Origin of the sequence: Nocardia sp. CA-120079 (genome assembly GCF_050955745.1) — a bacterium.
Taxonomy (GTDB): domain Bacteria; phylum Actinomycetota; class Actinomycetes; order Mycobacteriales; family Mycobacteriaceae; genus Nocardia.
In genome coordinates, this window is sequence record NZ_CP192088.1 from 8,844,921 (window position 1) to 8,864,192 (window position 19,272).

The following is a 19,272-nucleotide window of genomic DNA, read 5'->3' on the forward strand; positions in this document are numbered from 1 at the left end:
CTTCCTAGCGTTTGTCGTTACATCTCAACCTCCCCCCATTGCACCGTCATCTACTCAGCTCGACACCACCGGCAGCAGCTCATCCAACGGCACGATCTCGGCCGATTCGGGCACCACGACCTCGGCGGTTGCGACCTCGGTGGCTGGGCCCTGCTCGAGCACCACCGCCCGCAGATCCGCGAGCTGGGCGGTATCGATGACGGCCAGCGCGGCCCGATCGGCGATCAGATGCGTCACCCACTCCTCGGCGAGTGACGCACCCAGGTCTTCGGCACCCGGCACCACGATCAAACCGGCCCCGGTCGCACCGGCGCTCACCACCTCGAGCAGCGTCGCCGCCGAATCGGACCGGCCGTGCTGGAAGGTGCGCGATTCGAAGGTCAGGTCGGTGCGCACACGCAGGCGATCGGCCGCCGTGGCCAGCTCGTCGTAGCTCATCCGCACCCCGGTCGCGGCGATGACGAGGGCCGGATCGGACCCGCTGAGTACCCCGGTCCGATTCGCGTGGTTCACCGGTCGCAGTGACTGCGCGGAGATTTCGGCGCTGGTCGCGGCATCGTCGAGGCGCAGCCATTCGATGCCGTCACCGATCGGACGCGCATCGGTGGTCAACCCGATCCGCACCGAGAGCGCATCGGGTATCGAAGACTCGTCCGCGGGCAGCAGTACCAGCGCCGCCCCCGCCTTGAGCACCGCCCACGCGGCCACCGCCCAGTCGGGACCGCGCTCCAGCCGGATCGCCACACCCGTCCCCGGACCGCAACCACGCCCGATCAGCACTCTGGCCAGCTGAGACGACTTGGCATCGAGTTTCCGGTAGGGCATTTCCTCCTCGCCCCACACCAGTGCGGGCGCGTCCGGATCATCTTCCACCGCGGCGGTCAGCAGGTGGGTCAGCTCGGTGCCGTCGGTGGCGGTGGTGGCATCGCTGGCGATGCGAACCGGATCATGCTCGTCGACAATATCGATGCCGCCGATGCGCACGCCCGGATCGGCGACCACCGCGGTCAGAATCCGCTCCAGCATGCGCCCCAGCCCACGCACCGTCGATTCCTCGAAAAGGTCTGTGGCATAGGTGAATACCGCTACCAGCTCATCCGGCGTCCCATCGGCTCGCAGGCGCGGTTCGACGACCACCTGCAGATCGAACTTCGCGACGACACCGCCTGTGTCCAATGCCGCGACGGTGAGTCCCGGCAGCTCCAGGCGCGGCTGCTCGAGATTCTGGAAGACCAGCATCACCTGGAACAACGGACGCCCCGGGGAGACCACCTCGACCACCCGCTCGAACGGCAGATCCGCATGCGCGAACGCCGCCAGATCCGTCGCACGCGTCTGCTCGACCAACTCGTCGAATGCCATGCCGCGCTCGACCGATGTGCGCAGCGTCAGCGTATTGACGAACATGCCGACCAATTCGTCCAACGCCCGCTCACCGCGCCCGGCGATCGGTGTGCCGATGGCGATATCCGAACCACCCGACAGTCGGGCGAGCAGGACGGCCAGCGCCGCGTGCACCACCATGAACACTGACGATCGATGCTCACGCGCGATCCGAACGAGACCCTCATGCACCTCGCCGGGCACGGACCAGCCGACCGATGCGCCACGCCCCGACGCCGCCACTGGACGTCGACGATCCAGCGGCAGCACCGGTGCGCTCGAAAGCCCGGCGAGCTGCTCACGCCAGTACGCCAATTGCCTTGCGGCCACCGAGTTCTCGTCGTCATCGGTGCCGATGACCTTGCGCTGCCAGAGTGCGAAATCGGCGTACTGCACCGGAAGCGGCGACCAGCCGGGGGCCGCACCGCCCACGCGAGCGAGATACGCGGTCACCAGATCCCGAGCCAATGGGGCGAGCGAAGCACCGTCGGCCGAAATATGGTGCACCACGACAACGAGCACGTACTCGTCCCCGTCGGTCAATAGTCGGGCCCGCACCGGAACTGCTTCGGTCACATCGAATCCGGCCGACGCCAGCTCGACGACCCGACCGAGCACATCGGTGGTGGTCTCGACCTCGAGTCCATCGGGCAGCACCTCGGCGGCAGGCAGAATCTCCTGATACGCCTGTCCACCGGTACCCGCCGTGGGGAACCGGGTGCGCAGCGCCTCGTGCCGTACCAGCACGTCCTCGACGGCCAGGCGCAACGCCGCGACATCGAGCTCGCCGGTCAGCCGGATCGCGAACGGCAGGTTGTATGCCGGAGATTCCGGATCGATCCGATTGAGCACCCACATCCGTTGCTGGGCAAGGGAAAGCGGCACCTGCTCCGGGCGCTCGGCCTTGGTCAGCGGAACGCGCGCGGCGGCGGCACGGCCCGCGCCGGGAGTGATTCCGGCGGCGAGTGCGGCGACGGTCGAGGTCTCGAACAGATCGCGCACGGCGACATTCGTATCAAGCGCGTCGTTGATTCGCGCAACGACCCTGGTAGCCAGCAGCGAATTGCCGCCGAGTGCGAAGTAGTCGTCATCGAGGCCGACCCGCTCGATGCCCAGCACCTTGATGCCCAGCACCTCGGCGAAGACGGCAGCGACGATCTCCTGCGCCGGGGTGATCGGAGCGCGGAATTCGCGTGCGGTGAACGTCGGCGCGGGCAGTGCCTTGCGATCCAGTTTGCCGCTGGTATTCAGCGGGAAGGCATCCAGCACCACAATGGCGGCCGGAATCATATATGCCGGAAGCACTTCGGCCACCGCGGTCCGCAAATCCTGCGGCTCGACCTGCTGCCCCGGCCGCGGCACCACATATCCGACCAGTTGATCACCCGACTGCACAACCGATGCCGCGGCTTGGCTGACCGAAGGCTGGGCGAGTAGCGCGGTCTCGATCTCGCCGAGTTCGATGCGCTGACCACGGAACTTCACCTGGAAGTCGCTGCGGCCCAAGTACTCCAACCGGTGCGGGTGCTCGCGCCACACAACGAGATCACCGGTACGGTACATCCGCGCCCCGGCGGTGAACGGGTCGGCGACGAAGCGATCCGCCGTGAGATCCGGTCGGGTGACGTACCCGCGCGCCAACTGCGTCCCAGCCAGATACAGCTCGCCGACCACCCCGGCGGGTACCGGCCGCAATCGCGAATCCAGCACGTAGACCTGCGAATTCCACTGCGGCAGGCCGATCGGCACGGTGGTCTGCTCGATCGCGTCTGCGCGCCATGCAGTGATCGACACCGCCGCCTCGGTCGGGCCGTACAGGTTGTGCACAGCCGCATCCGACACCGCACGCAGCGCGGTCACCGTCTCCGGTGGCAATGCCTCACCGATCACGAAGATATCGCGCAGGGTCGGGCAGGACCCGGGCGTCAGATGTGCGGCGAACACCGTCAACATCGACGGCACGAAGTCGGTGACGGTGACCCGTTGCATGGCAATCGTTTCCGCGAGATACACCGGATCGCGATGCCCGTCGGGCGTGGCGACCACCAGCTTCGCACCCGCGCGCAACGGCATGAAGTACCCCCACAGGGATACGTCGAATGTGGTGGCGGTCTTCTGCAGATACACATCATCGGGACCGAGCGGGTAGTGGGCGAGCATCCACTCGATCTGGTTGTTGATGGCCGCGTGGGTGACCGCAACGCCTTTCGGGCGACCGGTGGAGCCCGAGGTGAAGATGACGTAGGCCGGATTGTCCAGCGAAACCGGCCGTGGCAATTCCGACGGCAGCACCGGATCTCCCGAGAATGCCGACAGCTCAGCGGTATCCAGGTACACCACCGGTACATCGCCCGTCGACACGGCATCGGCCGTCGTGGTCAGCACACAGACGGGCGCGGCGGTATCGAGAATATGCGCGATCCGCTCCCCCGGATGATCCGGATCCAACGGCACATACGCACCACCGGCCGTCACGATCGCATACATGCCGACGACCAGGTCGATCGAACGCCGAACCGCCAGTCCCACCAGGGCTTCCGCACCCACGCCCCGCTGGATCAACAGCCGCGCGAGGCGGTTGACCCGCTCGTCGAATTCGCGATATGCGAGTTCACTCCCCTCGTAGGCCACCGCGACCGCATCCGGATGCGCCGCTACGGCACGGCGATATCCGTCGAGCAGCAGTTCCGGGACTACAGGGTGCGCGGTGTCGTTCCAGTCCCGCAGCATCCGCTGCCGCTCGGCGGGCCCGAGCAGCTCGAGCTCCCCGACCACCAGGTGCGGATCCGCGGCCACCGCGCCGAGCACCCGATTCAGGTGCCGCGCGAAACCGGCCACCGTCGCCTCGTCGAAAAGGTCGGTGGCATAGGTGAACGATGCCGCGAGACCGTTCGCCGCACCATGGTCCTCGCGCGGCACGACGGTCAGCTCGAGATCGAACTTCGCCTGCACGACACCCAGATCGATGCCGGAAACGGTGAGGCCCGGCAGCTCCAGTTCGGGCCGGTCCATGTTCTGGAAGGTCAGCATCACCTGGAACAGCGGGTGCCGCGCCATCGAACGCACCGGATCGAGCAGCTCGACCAGTCGCTCGAACGGCACATCCGCATGTCCGAAGGCCGCCACATCGGCCCGCCGGAAGTTGCGCAGCAAATCGTCGAACGATAGTTCGGGGTCGACCTCGCCACGCAGCACCAGCGTATTGACGAACATTCCGATCACATTGTCGAGTGCGGCATCCCCACGACCGGCAACAGGGGTTCCGACGGCGATATCGGTGGTCCCGGCCAGCCGGGACAGCAGTACCGCGAGCGCCGCGTGCACCACCATGAACAGCGTCGAATGATGATCGCGGGCAATCCGTTCCAGTGCCGTATGTACCTCGGCATCGATCTCGAAGGCGAAGACGGCGCCGCGGCTGGACAGCACCGCCGGACGCGGCCGATCGGTGGGCAGCGCCAATTGCTCGGGCAGTCCGGCCAATTCGGTGCGCCAGAAGGCGATCTGCTGAGCCAGCAGCGAATCCGCGTCGTCTTCCGCACCGAGCACCGCCCGCTGCCAGATCGCGTAATCGGCGTATTGCACGTCGAGCGGCTGCAGCCGCGTACCCGCACCGACCGACCGAATCGAGTAGGCGGACATCAGATCCCGCGCCAGCGGCCCCATGGAGAAACCGTCGGCCGCGATGTGGTGCACCACGCACACCAGTACCTGCTCGGTTTCGCCGAGCCGCACCAGACGTAGTCGGATCGGCGGCGCGACGGCGACATCGAAACCGGCGACGGCCGCGGCGATGACGAGCTCGGGCAATTCGGCCGGACTCGCGGACACGATCTCGAGCTCCGGCACCGCATGGGCATCATCGATCGGCAATACGACCTGGATGCCCTCGCCATCGATCTCCGGATACACCGTCCGCAGCACCTCGTGCCGCGCCACCAGGTCGCGCGCCGCCGCACGCAGCGCCTCGACGTCGAGCGCCCCGGACAACCGCACCGCCAGCGGAATGTTGTTGACACCGCTGGTCGGATCGAAGCGGTTCAGGAACCACATGCGCTGCTGCGCGTAGGAGAGCGGAATCCGATCCGGACGCGGCTGCGCGGTCAAAGCATGTCCGGCCGCCGCGAGCACTGTCACCCGTTGAGCGAGTTCGGCGACTCCGGGGGCCTCGAATACCAGCTGCACCGGCACCCGCGCGCCCAGCGCGGTACCGATGCGCGCGGCGGCCTGCGCGGCCAGCAGCGAGTTGCCGCCGAGTTCGAAGAAGTCGTCATCGACACCGATATCCACACCGTCGCCGAGCAATAGCGCCGCGTACACCTCGGCGACGACCTGCTCTTCCCGCGTGGACGGCGCACGGAACGCACGCGCCTGGAAAACCGGATCGGGCAGCGCGTCACGATCCAGCTTGCCCACGGGCGTCAGCGGCAGTTCGTCAAGCACCACTACGGCGGTGGGCACCATGTACTTGGGCAGCGAACGCTCCAGTGCGGCAACGAGTTCGGCGGTATCCACGACGGCATCGGGGCGTGGCAGCACATACGAGACGAGCGCGGTCGCGCCCGAAGGCAATGTCTTGCCGAGCGTCACCGCGAAATCCACATCCGGATGCGCGGTGAGCGCGCTATCGATCTCGCCGAGTTCGATACGCAGACCGCGAATCTTGACCTGGAAATCGGATCGACCCAGGTATTCCAGTACGCCGGTTTCGTTGCGCCGCACCAGGTCTCCGGTCCGGTACAGTCGCGCACCCGGCGCACCGGCCTCCGCCCCGAACGGGCTGGCCACAAACCGTTCCGCGGTCAGTCCGGGCCGTCCGAGATAGCCCTGCGCCAGCGCGGATCCGCCCAGATACAACTCGCCCACAACACCCGAAGGCACCGGCCGCAAGCGCGAATCGAGCACAAAGGCCCCGACTCCGGCGACGGTGCCGCCGAGGGTGACCGATGCGCCGGGTTCCATCTGCCCGGTCGTAACCATGACCGTGACCTCGGTCGGACCATAGGCATTGAAAACGGCCCGCCCGTCCCGCGCCCAGCGCTCGACGAGTTCGGCGCCGAGCCTGTCGCCACCGGCCACCACGGCCCGCAGTTCGTCCAGCCCGGCCGGATCGACCGATTCCAGCGCACCCGGGGTGATCAGCAGATGGGTAACCCGTTCCCGGCGCAGCAGATCCGCTAGCTCGACACCACCGAACACCGTTGGTGGCGCGATCACCAGCGTCGCTCCGGCAGAGAACGTGAAAAGCATCTCCATCAGCGAGAAGTCGAAGCTCGGCGAACTCAGGTGCGTCACCCGCGAATCGCCGGTCAGCGCATACCGCTGACCGATCACGGCCAAACCGGCCAAACCGGAGTGCGTGACCACGACGCCCTTGGGCCGTCCGGTGGAACCTGAGGTGTAGATGACGTAGGCCGGATGCCGCTCGTCCAGCCGGCGCACCCGATCGGCATAGGAGACCGGTCGCTCCGGCTGCGCGGCGATTTGCGCGGCAACAACGGGATCGTCGAGTTCGATCCAATCGACCGATGTGCCCAGGGCCGCGCGATGCGCCGCAGTGGTCAGGCCCAGCGCAGCGCCGGAGTCCGACAACATATGCGCGATCCGCTCCGCGGGGTAGGCCGGATCCACCGGGACATAGGCCGCACCCGTCTTCGCGATCGCCCACACCGCGAGGACGGACTCGACCGATCGAGCCAGCGCAGTGGCGACAATGTCGCCGGGGCCGATGCCGCGTGTCACGAGTTCCCAGGCCAGCCGCGAGGATGCCGCGTCGAATTCGCGATAGGTCAACTCGCGCTGGTCGGCCGGATCACCGGTCGGATTGAAGCGCATCGCAACCGCATCAGCGGCGGATTCGACGGCGGCGGTGAGCAGTTGACCGAAGAGTGGGGTGCCGGCTCGGCGCCGACGGTTGGTCCGAACAGATCGACTCGCCCTATCCATTCCCAACCATTCGCCTTTCACATCGAGTACATGGCAGGGTCGAACAACCGCACACGGAATTCCGCCGCCGCATTCGCTCCTGCGCAACGCAATCGGGTAATCATCTTGGCGAGAGCTAACTGTCCGCGAATACGGAGTGCGTGGCGCTAGCTCCGAATTCGTTGTGACACAAGCCCTCAAACATCCCGGGACACCGATCGTTCAGCATTCGTCCCATGTTGTCCACTCGAGCGTTCACTTGCTCGAGCTACAGCCATCCTCGCCTCGTCGCCTGCACGCCCGCCTGGAACCGAGTGCTTGCGCCGAGCCGCTCCAGCAGCCGCGCCGTGCGCCGGACCACGGTTCGGCGGGACATGCCGAGTCGGCGAGCAATGGTGTCATCGGTCGCACCCAGGCCCATCAGGGTCAGAATCGCCTTATCCCGCTCGTCGAGTTCGTCGGCGGCCGGGTTTACCGAAATCGGCGCCGCCAGCGACCACAGCACATCGAAAGTCTTGACCAGCAACCGCAATCCGGGCGAACCGGTAATGCGCAGACCCATCGGATCCGGGCGGCGCTCGTCCGCGTGCAAGACCAGGCTCGCGCGCTCGTCATCACTGATGATCAGCTTGAACGGCGGCTCCGGCAGAGTGCGCGCCTGCGCCCCACTGGCATTGGTGGACAGCGCGTGCCGCAACCTTTCCGCATCCTGATAAATAGTGTCCTGATATAGCGTATGGTAGCGGATGCCGTCACCGATCCGAGAGCGCTTGAGCAGGAACAGCTGTCGCTCGCGTTCCGGGTCGCTGAGATAGGGACCGCGTTCGATCACCTTGACCGTGTTGCGGGCCGAGGTCTGGACCTCCTCGAAATCCGCGAGCATCTCCAGGCGTTCGAAGACCGGCACGATCGCGCCATTGGTGCGCGGTGAGCGGCGCACCGATCGAAACGTCTCGCTCAGTCGCGCGGCCGCGGCGTGCATCTGATTGATCTCGTGCTGCCTGCGCCGCGCCTCGGCCTCGGACAGCGATTCGGGGGCGTGCGCATCCCAGATGGCCTCACCGTCGGCGGACAGCTGACTCACCGCGGCCTGCAGGTCGGTCAATACCTGCAGCGATGCGGCGGCGGTTTCCTTCGAGACGCCCAGATATTCGGCGACCTCGCCCAGGCTGGATCGCGGATGATGCACCAGCACGGCGTAGGTCCGCCCATGCGGTGATCCAGGCTCGAAGATATCGCCCAGCGCTGTCATCGCCTGAGCCTAACGACCGTACGGTCCCCACGGGGCCCCCGTCGGAATATCAAGCCGGGCAAGAAAATCAGTGCGCCGACGGGCCCCACTGCAGCGGGACACCCTTGGCAGCCAAGTACGGCATCGGGTCGACCTTGTTGCCGCCCTGATCCCAGATCTCCAGGTGCAGATGCGGTCCGGTCGAATTGCCGCGGTTGCCGACGGTGGCGATGACATCGCCCGCGTTCACATGCTGCCCGGCGTGCACGAACATCTCGTTGACGTGGCCGTAGACCGCAATGGTGCCGTCGTCCTGCTGGATCCGCACCCACAGGCCGAAGCCGGAGGCCGGGCCCGCCTCGATGACGGTGCCGCTGCTCACCGAGTGGATCGGCGCGCCGAGCTGATCGGCGAAGTCGAGACCGTAGTGGAATTCGCCCCAGCGGGAACCGAATCCGGAGCTGATCTCGCCGGCGACCGGACGCACCGCGGGGGCAGGGGCGAACTGCTGCTGCGCACCCTTGAGGACCTGTTCGACCTGGGCCAGCGGGCCCGCGATCTCCGGTGGCAGATTGCTGATGCCGAACGGATTGGCCACCGCGTCCGCGATCGGCGCGGCCACCGGAGTGGCTGTGACGGCCTGTGCGGCTTCGGCGACCGGGGCCGCGGCCTTGGCCTCTTCGACAGGTAATTCCGCCGTGCCCTTGAACGTGATGGGCGCGGCGGCTTCCTCGTCCCCGTCGTGCGCACCCGGCAGGAGCGGGGCGGCAATGGCAGGCGCGACCTGGGCTGCGGTGCCGATGAGAGCGCCGGTCGCGACGGCGACACCGGCCGCGATCTTCACCCGGTCGGTGGTCGACGGCTCGGCGCGATGCCGCGTCGGCCGACCCGCAATGCCGTCGCCGATGAGGCTCATGACGGTGATGGAACTGGGGCCTACCCGATGCTGCGACAAAGCTGGTCCTTGCGCTCGACCTACAGTGACTCAACGGCTTCCGAAGTTTTGTAACGTTTCGGCATCCGTTGTGACGGGAACTCTACCTCGTCGTGACCATTCCGCAACCTTCTCCACTAAAATAGCTGTTTAAGGCCTGGTCAGACGCGCGGGTCGGCATCACGAAGCCGACCCTTCGAGCGACCTGCAAGCAATCGCCAGCGGCGACCGATGCGCCACACTGGGACCGTGATCCTCAACGAGTTGAGCGTTCCGATCGTGCTTGCGCCGATGGCGGGCGGGCCGTCCACACCGGAGTTGACGGCGGCGGTCTCCGCGGCGGGCGGCCTCGGCCTGCTGGCCGCCGGATACCTGACCGCGACCGATACCGCGGCACGACTCGCGGCCACCCGCGAACTGACCACCGCGCCGTTCGGCGTCAACCTCTTCACCCCGGGCCCCGCCGCCGCGCCCGAGGATTTCGCCGACTACCTCGCCGAGTTGGGGCGCGCCCACGAGGTCGGCGTCCCGAAGTACGACACAGATGAATGGGACGCCAAGCTCGAGCTGCTCATCGATGCGCCGGTAGCGGTGGTCACCTTCACCTTCGGCTGCCCGAGCGCCAGCGAGGTCGCCCGGTTGCACGAGGCCGGTTCGGAAGTCTGGGTGACGGTCACCTCGGCGGCCGAGGGCCGCATCGCGGTCGAGGCGGGTGCCGATGTTTTGATCGCCCAGGGCGCGGAGGCGGGCGGGCATCGCGCCACCTTCATCGACCGCGTCGCGGATGACGTCACCGATCCGCTCACCTTGCTCGCACTGCTGCAGATCCTCGACGCGACCGTCGACCGGCCGATCGTTGCGACCGGCGGCATCACCACCGGGGCAGGCATCGCGGCAGCACTCGCGGCCGGCGCGGCGGCCGTGCAACTCGGGACCGTCTTCCTGCGCTCACCGGAAGCGGGCACCAATCCGGTGCACCGTGCCGCGCTGGGCGCAGACACCCCCACCATGCTGACCCGCGCCTTCACCGGCCGCCGAGCGCGCGGCCTGCGCAATCGGTTCATGGACGAACATTCCGCGACAGCACCGGCCGCCTATCCGGAAATCCATTACGCCACAGCGCCGTTGCGGGCCGCGGCACGAGCGGCGGGCAATCCGGACGATGTGAACATGTGGGCTGGCCAGACCCACACGCTGGCACCCGAGCTACCGGCCGGTGAACTGGTCCGCAGCTTGGCCGCCGATGCGAAAACCGCGCTGACCACAGCACTTTCGGGACGAATCCAGTCTTGTTGACAACAGTTTCCGTTTAGAATCGAGGGGCATCGCAACAGCCATCCAGGTCAGGAGAGCGCTATGTCCCTCGATGTTCCAACCGCCCTACTCGAACGCGCCGAACGCGGCGAGGTCGACGACGCCGACTTCGTCGAGGTCGTGCGCGTCTCGCTCCCGTATGCCTGGGAGGTCGTCAGCCGGGTGGCCGGTGAGCTGCAGTCCGGCACAGCCGAATTCGCCGACAATGTCGTCGCGCCGCCCGATGAGGTGGCCCGTGGACAACTGCTGCGCGCCATGGCCTCCGACGCCATTCGCGGCGGCCTGGAACGCCATTTCAACGTGAAGCTCGCCTTCCAGAACTGCCACCGCGTCGCGGCCTTCCCGATCGCCGCTGTCGGCGGCGAAACCTACACCACCTTCATCGGGACTCGCGCCCAACTGCTGAACCAGAGCCCCGAACTCCGCAACTGCTGATCAGTTCACAGGTCGGCGCGATCGAGATTTCGGTCGCGCCGACCTGCGTGTGGTCAGATGGCAGTGGCGGCCAGATCCCGTGAGCCCATCGGCCGCCGAAGAGCGTCACACTCGATTCGGCGCGTAGTGTGAGCGCGTATGAGCGGCAACGATCTTCGCGACGAGATCGATCGGCGGCTGAATCCCTGGCTGCCACAACTCGGCTCGGATCGCGGTGCGTATACCAACCATGTGCTGCGGGTACTGGAGCTGTGCGATCTGCTCGATGGTGGCTCGACCACCTTGCCGAGCACCCGCGAGGAGTTCCGCACCGCTGCGGCGTTCCACGATCTGGGCATCTGGACCGCGGGCACCTTCGATTACCTGGCGCCCTCCGCCGACCTCGCACTGCAATGGCTCGACCAGATCGACCGCGCCGACTTGGCCGACCTGGTGGTCGCGATGATCGACGAGCACCACAAAATCCGATCCGCGGGTCCGGCCGCCGACCCGATCGAGATCTTCCGTCGAGCCGATGCGATCGATGTCGAATACGGCCTGCTCGGACGCTTCGGGATACCGCGCTCCACCTACCGCGAACTGGCGAAGCGGTACCCCGACAAAGGCTTCCACCGCCGATTGATCCAACTGGCCGCCAGGCGAATCCGGACGCACCCCACGTCACCACTGCCGATGCTGAAGTGGTGACGCGGGGTTTGTCGTTCTAGGACAGCGTGGTGACGGTGAGATCGCCGTCGGCGTACTGAGCGCGCAGGCGCTTCTTGTCGAATTTGCCCACGCTGGTCTTGGGGACCTCCGCGATGAAGGTCCACCGTTCCGGCAGCTGCCATTTGGCGAACTTGTCGGCGAGGAAGTCGCGCAGTTCTTCGGGTTTGGCCTCGGTACCCTCGGCGAGCACGATCGCGACCAACGGGCGCTCGTCCCACTTCTCGTCCGGCACACCGATGACCGCGGCCTCGGCGACGGCCGGATGGCCCATGACCGCATTCTCCAGATCGACCGAGGAGATCCATTCGCCGCCGGACTTGATGACGTCCTTGGAGCGGTCGACCAGGGTGAGGTAGCCGTCCGGGCTGATCTTGCCGACATCGCCGGTACGCAGCCAGCCATCGTCGAACTTGTCAGGATCGATCACCGCGCCGTCCGGGGCGTAGTACGACCCGGTGATCCAGGGACCGCGAACTTCCAACTCGCCCAGCGACTCTCCGTCATTGGGGACCACGGTGCCGTTATCGCCCACCAAGCGGGCCTGCACACTCGCCGGGAAGCGGCCCTGGGTGAAGCGGTACTCCCATTCGTCCTCACCGTCTACCCCGGCGGGCGGATGCGCGACGCTGCCGAGCGGGGAGGTCTCGGTCATGCCCCAGGCGTGCAGGATGCGCACGCCGTGCTTTTCCTGGAACGCGCGCATCATCGACGGCGGCACCGCCGAACCGCCGACGACCACCGACCGCAGATGCGAGATGTCCTGCGGCTTCGCGGCGAGCCCGGCGAGTACGCCACCCCAGATGGTCGGGACGGCCGCGGCGAAGGTCGGCTGCTCGGTGGCCATCATTTCCAGCAGCGGACCCGGCTGCAGGAAGCGGTCGGGCATGAGGACATTCGCGCCCGACATCAGCGCCGCATACGGCAGGCCCCAGGCATTGGCATGAAACAGCGGGACGATGGCGAGCACATAGTCGCGGTTGGAGAAGCCCATGCTGGTCGGCTGGCACACCTGCATGGCGTGCAACCAGTTGGAGCGGTGCGAATACACCACCCCCTTGGGGTCACCGGTGGTGCCGGAGGTGTAACACATTGCGGCGGCGGATCGTTCGTCGATCACCGGGTAGTCGAAGGTATCCGGCTGCGCGGCGAGCAGTTCGGAGTAGGAATGCACCTGGACGCCCTCGGGGGCCTGCAGCGCGGCGGCATCGCCATTGGCCACGATGACGTGGCGGACGGTCTTCAGATTGGGCAGGTACTGGGCGAACATCGGCACCAGCGTGCCGTCGACGATCACCACCTGGTCCTCGGCGTGATTGGCCACGAAGACCAGTTGCTCCGGGAAGAGCCGGATATTGAGCGCGTGCAGCACCGCACCCATCGCGGGTACCGCGATGTAGGCGACCATATGCTCGTTGTTGTTCCACATGAAGGTGCCGACCCGATCGCCGTCACCAATTCCCAAGGCGCGCAAGGCATTTGCCAGTCGTGCCGATTCGGCGCCGAGCTCGCGGTAGGTCATGGTGCGTACGCCGGTGCCGGTCCAGGTCGAGACGGTGGAATCGCCCATGAACGTCGATGCGTAGCGCAGCAACGTCGCCAGCGACAACGGCTCGTCCTGCATGGTGCTCAACATCGGTACTCCTTATTTCTACGGTGGCTACGGCAGCCTGCCGACCATGAGCCACATCACACCGGGGATGCTACCCAAGGGTAGGGCGCGCAGCAGGCCCCATAGCCGATCCCATCAGCAGGCGGGTGCCATCAGTTTGGCCAGGTGGACCGCGATTGCGAGACGAGTCGAATGGCGGCCCCAAAGTGTCCGAGAACCGCCATCCGACGACGCTCGACGGCAAGTCAGACCGCGGAGTGAGCGGGGTAGGCGTGAACGAGCGCGCTGTCGAGTCTGGGCACGGCATGGGTGAGGGTGTGCTCGGCGCCGTGGGCCAGGCGGTGGGCGTCGGCCAGCGTGATGCTCGGGGCGACATCCAGCTCGACATCCGCATGCAAGCGGTGGCCGATCCAGCGCATTCGAAGGCTGCGCACACCCAGCACACCGGGTTCGGCGACCAGCGCCCGCTCGGCGGTACTCACCAGCGTGGGCTCGACGCCATCCATCAAGCGGCGGAACACATCTCGCGCGGCCGTGCGCAATACCGCGAGAATCGCGATCGTAATCAGCAGTCCGACAATGGGGTCGGCGAGCGGGAATCCGAGCGCAACCCCGCCCGCACCGATCAGCACCGCCAGTGACGTGAATCCGTCCGTCCGCGCATGCAATCCGTCGGCCACCAGAGCCGCCGAGCCGATTCGCCGCCCGACCCTGATCCGATACAGCGCGACAGTCTCATTGCCGAGAAAACCGATGAGTCCCGCTGCCGCAACCCAACTCAGATGCTGGATCTGCACCGGATCGATCAGTCTGCGCACCGCCTCGTATCCGGCGATAACCGCGGACAACGTGATCATCCCGACCACGAACAACCCGGCCAGATCCTCGGCCCGCCCGAACCCATAGGTATAGCGCCGCGTCGCCGCCCGCCGACCGAGCGCGAACGCGATCCACAGCGGCACCGCGGTCAGCGCATCGGAGAAGTTGTGAATGGTGTCCGCCGCCAACGCGACCGAACCGGAAGCCAGCACGATCAATACCTGGAGCACGGCGGTCAGCCCGAGCACCGCCAGGCTGATCTTCACCGCGCGGATCCCGACAGTGCTGGACTCCAGCGCACCGTCGATGCTGTCGGCGGCGTCGTGGCTGTGCGGTACGAAGATCTCGCGCAGCGCACCACGCAATCCCCCCGGATGGCCGTGGTCATGGTGCGCACCGTGGTCGTGCTCGCGCCCATGATCGTGGTCGTGCTCGTGGTCCGCACCATGCGAATGCCCGTGGTGGTGACCACGCGAAATGTTCTGCCAGCGTTCAGGATCGCGCTCGTGACTCATTCCGCCACCGCCTGATCGCGAGCAGGCAGTTCCCGCACCGACCCTTCGCCGCGGTGATGCGCAGGTACACCGGGGCCCGCATGTTCGGCGTTGTACACCGCATCCACGACCAACTGGCGGACGTGTCCGTTCTCCAGGCTGTAGAAGATGGTGGTTCCGGCGCGGCGGGTCCGGACCAGACGAGCCATGCGCAGTTTGGACAGGTGTTGCGATACCGAGGGGCCGGGCTTGCCGATGTGATCGGCCAGATCATTGACCGAGAGCTCCCGGTCGACCAGCGCCCACAGGATCTGCACGCGGGTCGAGTCGGCCAGCATGCGGAAGACTTCGACGACCAGTCCGACCTGGTCCTCCGCAATCGGTAGCCGCAGTGGCTCGTTATCTGCATTCATACGCAGATAATAAAACTATGCTGCGTCAGATGGAACGGTCCCTTCGGACCGACCCGACGGCGACATCCCTGCACTGCCGTCGGCAGACCGGTCCGCTCCAGCTCATCGGTTCAGTCGGGGTGACTCGTTCGCGCTCAGTACCGACGGGCGCCCGCGTAGGGCATCGAGGACATCGGCGACATGATCACGCCGGTCCCATAGGTCGAAGCGTGGATGACCTTGCCGTCACCGGCATAGAGGGCCGAGTGGCTGCCGTTGTAGAAGGACACCACGTCACCGGGTTCGAGCTCGTCCTGGGCGACGGGGGTGCCCGCGGACAGCTGCTCATAGCTGGTCCGCGGCACCTTCACCCCGGCCTGCTTATACGACCACTGCACCAGCCCGGAGCAGTCGAAGACGTCCGGCCCCGTCGCGCCCATGCTGTATCCGGTGCCGACCTTGCCGCGTGCCGCGTCGACCGCGATCTCACCGTGCGTGCGTTGCGGCGCCACCACGGGCGGCGAGGCAGGCGGCTTGATGCCGAGAACACTGCTGAGGTACGCGATTTCACTGCGGAACATATCCGCGGGCACCGTAATCCCGGTCCCCGGAATCGTCGCGAGCGCCGGCGGCTCGGCACCGGGGGCTCCAGCCGGCGCCGATCGCCCGGCCTCTGGGGCCGAACGTTCGCCCCACGGAATCACCACGGGCAGTGAGCGCCCGGCCTGCGGCGCGGACCGTTCCGCGCCGGGGATCGCGAGCGGAGCAGACCGCTCCAACCCGAGCACCCCGACGGGTATCGAGATTTGTGCACCCGGAACCCCCAGCGGAATCGAAAATTCCTTCCCGCGGACCTCGACCGGCGCGAACTCCGGGACAGCGACCGGATACTCGACCGCGGGAATCAGCGGGAGTTCCGAACGCCCGATACCCAGAGTCCGCAAGGGCACCGCGAGCGCGAGACCCGGCGAAATCAACGGCGCCGCAAGTTCCTTGCCCTGCACCCCAACAGGCGCGGCACCCAAGGGAGCAATGTAATTCTCAACCGCAGGAATCAGCGGAAGCACAGAACGCTCGACACCCAGAGTCCGCAAGGGCACCGCGAGCGCGAGACCCGGCGAAATCAACGGCGCCGCAAGTTCCTTGCCCTGCACCCCAACAGGCGCGGCACCCAAGGGAGCAATGTAATTCTCAACCGCAGGAATCAGCGGAAGCACAGAACGCTCGACACCCAGAGTCCGCAAGGGCACCGCGAGTGCGAGACCCGGCGCAGTCAACGGCGCCGCAAGTTCCTTGCCCTGCACCCCAACAGGTGCGGCACACGAAGGAGCAACGTCAATAGTGGAAGTCAATGGAAGTGCCGAACGCTCGATATTCAAAAACGCGAGAGGCGCGGAGAACTTTGCGCCCGGAATCGTCGGCGGAATCGAAAGCTCATTGCTCGGGACCCCGAGGGGCACCTCGAGTTCCGCACCGGGAACCGCGCGTGGCGCCGAAAGTTCCTTCCCCGGAACTTCAGCTGGGGCGATTTCCGAAGGTGCGACGGAATCCGCTACCGCGGGAATGCTGGGAATCGAAATCTGATCCGGGACTTCGAATGTCCCGATACCGGGAAGGGTCAGCGGTTGCGCTGACGCCCGACCTCCTGCGAGCAGTGCCGCGGCGATGGCCGCGCCTACGATGACTCCCGCGCCGACGGCCCATAGGAGCGCGCGCCGCAGGAAACGAGAATATCGACCCTCCGTAGTTGATGCCATGATCCGGTCCTCCGATGCTCGTATCGAAGTTCCTGGCCTGCCGTCGACGCCGAACTGCATTGGCGTTCCGGACTTCACCAAGACCTCGAATGAATTCGAAAACCATCACGGTGATCTTTAGCCCAGCGGATCCGAGCGCCATGTTTCGCTCAATCCGCGCCAATTATGCGACACGACACGCGCATTGACGATAACAAAAGCGTAACTAATCTGAAATGCCCCGCAGCAGAATCTCTTCCGCAGCGGGGCATTCCGGCACAGAAATGGCTCAGGCGATGATCTGTTCTTCGATCTGTTCGGCGAGAGTTCGCAGTTTCGCGGCGAATTCGCGCGCCGCCGCCGGATCATTGTTCGAGCCCTTGACAACTCGTCGCGTCAGCGCGGCGAACCGCGATTCCACCGCGGCGAACAGATCGACGGCCCGCTCACTCGATCGGTCCCGCAACTCCCCGCGCAGCCAGGCCTGCAGCAATTCGACCACCTCGGCCTTGTCGAACCGCTCGGGCAGCAGCGCGACCGCCTCGCGGAGCTTGCCCGCGGTGACCTTCACATCGTCGACGCCGGCGATCGTGGTGTACACGGTGACCGCCGCATCTTCGCCGTGCTGGGCGGCCACCGGCAGCAGTTCGCGAACCTGTCCCTCATTGATCGCGGGGGCGATCGGATGCAATTTGGCGGCGAGCGGCCAGGCCCGAATCAACTTGTGCGCGTACGACCGCTGCATATCCCAGCGCTGCTCCACATAATCGTCGAAGCTCGCGTGCCGATCCCGGTAGAGCCGACCGTCGCGCACTATTTGCAGCGCGCGTCCGGCAGACCAGAAGGCGACCCGCAGGCCGTCGATCGAGGTTTCACAGGCCGTCAACTGGGCCTGTTCGCGATCGTCGAGCGGCCCGTCCAGCCCGGTTTCGTTCGGCGCGGGCAGCGGCATCGTCAGTACATTCGCCTCGACCGCCGGCGCGATCACTTCCAGCGACGCCGCGCTCAGCGGACCCGTTCGCCACTCGGCATCCCGCAGTGGGGATACCGGCGGCGTGTGCTCGGCACTATCCGCCAACGGATTCGCGCCACCGATCGAGCCCTTACCGATGGAACCCTTTCTACGCTGCGGAGGCATCAGGCGGGCACCTCCACCGCGACCCGGTACGGACTCACCAGTTCCTCGCCGACCTGCCGGTATTCACCGAGATCCATGATCGGATTCTCGGCACCCTCCCCGACCTCCCCGTCGGCCGCCTCCCGGTACCACTTCCACGCGCTCAAATAGGATTCGAATACGTCGTAGCCCGCATCCTCCAGATTTCCGCGCTGCGTGCGGTATTCGGTCGAGACGTTCACGCCGTTCTTCATCGTCACCGGCACCTTGGTCATCAGTACCCGCACCCGGATCTCGCGGCCGCTATCCGCCGCGGCCTCCTCGGCGGCCTTATATGTACTCGGCACCCGCTTGACCTCCGATGGGCTGACGCTGGTCAACAGAATCAGCTCATCGCTCTGCGGTATGGCGGCCTTGAATATCTCGGCCGACTCGCCACCGGCATCGACGATGATCACATCGAATTTCCCGGCATTGTCGGTAATGCAGTCGTCGACATGCCGGGACGGGAAGGCGATCAGCTTGAACGGCACCTCGATCCCACCCCTGAGCAGCCGCCGATACCAGGAATATCCGGTCTGACTGAGCGGGTCGGCGTCGATGACGAGCACACGCAATTCGTGGACCTGCGCGAAATATGAAGCCAAGAAAAACGCTGATGTCGTCTTGCCGACGCCGCCTTTGAGATTTCCGAGCGTTATGACCAGCGGTTCGGGTATTTCCAGTGGCGCAACAGAATTCTTCATGGACAGTCCTCCGAGGGTGAGGATGGTCAGCTGTGGCGGGCCAAGTTTCGCACAGCGGAGTTCAATTTCCGCTGATTGCGGACCTGCCATTTCCGCGCGCGCGAGCGCTGTGCCCGATTTCGGCGGCAAAGCTGTGTCCAATTGGACACACCCGACCGCCCTGTCGCCAACCGGGCGCATAGGTGAAATGTCGACCCGATGTTCCCGACGCCGAGGCCTGCGAGCTCACTCGCGATATCGCCGACAAGGTGCTCGAGCCACGCATGGTCGAATCCGAGAAGACCGAAACCTTTCCAGACGGCGCGGATCGGGCGAATCCATCGGCGCCGACAACATTTCCGAAGTGCATGCTGGATCCGATGCGGCCGCGCGGCGCGCTGTCGGGCCACCTCGGTCCACAGGAAACATGATAGACGTTGCAGGACAACG

At 66.1% G+C, this 19,272-nt stretch carries 13 protein-coding genes; 4 read left to right on the forward strand and 9 right to left on the reverse strand.

What is annotated here, in order from left to right; translation table 11 throughout:
• Positions 1-54 precede the first annotated feature (54 nt).
• The 3 genes from ACQPYR_RS39950 to ACQPYR_RS39960 form a co-directional block, all read right to left on the reverse strand.
• On the reverse strand, positions 55-7,260 hold the full coding sequence (locus tag ACQPYR_RS39950; RefSeq protein ID WP_433635371.1) for an amino acid adenylation domain-containing protein: 7,206 nt from the start codon (positions 7,258-7,260) through the stop codon (positions 55-57).
• 316 nt (positions 7,261-7,576) lie between these two features.
• On the reverse strand, positions 7,577-8,560 hold the full coding sequence (locus ACQPYR_RS39955) for a DNA-binding response regulator (protein WP_433624783.1): 984 nt from the start codon (positions 8,558-8,560) through the stop codon (positions 7,577-7,579).
• A gap of 67 nt (positions 8,561-8,627) precedes the next feature.
• Positions 8,628-9,455 carry a M23 family metallopeptidase gene (locus ACQPYR_RS39960; protein ID WP_433624785.1) on the reverse strand — a complete coding sequence of 276 codons (828 nt, stop codon included), beginning with the start codon at positions 9,453-9,455 and terminating at the stop codon, positions 8,628-8,630.
• A 249-nt stretch (positions 9,456-9,704) separates the two neighbouring features.
• On the opposite strand from ACQPYR_RS39960, the gene ACQPYR_RS39965 reads away from it, so the two are divergent.
• The 3 genes from ACQPYR_RS39965 to ACQPYR_RS39975 all read left to right on the forward strand — a co-directional run bounded on the left by ACQPYR_RS39965 (position 9,705) and on the right by ACQPYR_RS39975 (position 11,909).
• Positions 9,705-10,769, forward strand: a complete 1,065-nt coding sequence (locus tag ACQPYR_RS39965; protein WP_433624787.1) for a nitronate monooxygenase — start codon at positions 9,705-9,707, stop codon at positions 10,767-10,769.
• A gap of 60 nt (positions 10,770-10,829) precedes the next feature.
• A complete protein-coding gene (locus ACQPYR_RS39970) occupies positions 10,830-11,222 on the forward strand; it encodes an SCO5389 family protein (protein WP_433624789.1) in 393 nt (130 codons plus the stop codon).
• A 138-nt stretch (positions 11,223-11,360) separates the two neighbouring features.
• A complete protein-coding gene (locus tag ACQPYR_RS39975; RefSeq protein ID WP_433624791.1) occupies positions 11,361-11,909 on the forward strand; it encodes a hypothetical protein in 549 nt (182 codons plus the stop codon).
• 16 nt (positions 11,910-11,925) lie between these two features.
• Here ACQPYR_RS39975 and ACQPYR_RS39980 read toward each other — a convergent pair whose 3' ends face one another.
• From ACQPYR_RS39980 to ACQPYR_RS40005, 6 genes are all read right to left on the reverse strand, one after another.
• Positions 11,926-13,563, reverse strand: a complete 1,638-nt coding sequence (locus ACQPYR_RS39980; RefSeq protein WP_433624793.1) for a long-chain fatty acid--CoA ligase — start codon at positions 13,561-13,563, stop codon at positions 11,926-11,928.
• A 221-nt stretch (positions 13,564-13,784) separates the two neighbouring features.
• The gene (locus tag ACQPYR_RS39985; protein ID WP_433624795.1) at positions 13,785-14,873 is read right to left on the reverse strand and encodes a cation diffusion facilitator family transporter; all 1,089 of its coding nucleotides are present in this window, start codon (positions 14,871-14,873) and stop codon (positions 13,785-13,787) included.
• On the reverse strand, positions 14,870-15,265 hold the full coding sequence (locus ACQPYR_RS39990) for an ArsR/SmtB family transcription factor (RefSeq protein WP_433624797.1): 396 nt from the start codon (positions 15,263-15,265) through the stop codon (positions 14,870-14,872). Before ACQPYR_RS39990 ends, ACQPYR_RS39985 begins: the two co-directional genes overlap by 4 nt.
• A gap of 134 nt (positions 15,266-15,399) precedes the next feature.
• A complete protein-coding gene (locus ACQPYR_RS39995) occupies positions 15,400-17,001 on the reverse strand; it encodes a C40 family peptidase (RefSeq protein ID WP_433624798.1) in 1,602 nt (533 codons plus the stop codon).
• 268 nt (positions 17,002-17,269) lie between these two features.
• The gene (locus ACQPYR_RS40000) at positions 17,270-18,118 is read right to left on the reverse strand and encodes a hypothetical protein (RefSeq protein ID WP_387297045.1); all 849 of its coding nucleotides are present in this window, start codon (positions 18,116-18,118) and stop codon (positions 17,270-17,272) included.
• Complete coding sequence (locus ACQPYR_RS40005) at positions 18,118-18,843, reverse strand: ParA family protein (RefSeq protein WP_397056203.1); 726 nt, start codon at positions 18,841-18,843, stop codon at positions 18,118-18,120. The genes ACQPYR_RS40000 and ACQPYR_RS40005 overlap by 1 nt, the downstream gene beginning before the upstream one ends.
• 182 nt (positions 18,844-19,025) lie before the next feature.
• On the opposite strand from ACQPYR_RS40005, the gene ACQPYR_RS40010 reads away from it, so the two are divergent.
• Positions 19,026-19,253 (forward strand): hypothetical protein, encoded by a 228-nt coding sequence (locus ACQPYR_RS40010; protein ID WP_433635447.1) that lies wholly within the window; start codon positions 19,026-19,028, stop codon positions 19,251-19,253.
• The last annotated feature ends 19 nt before the right edge of the window (positions 19,254-19,272 follow it).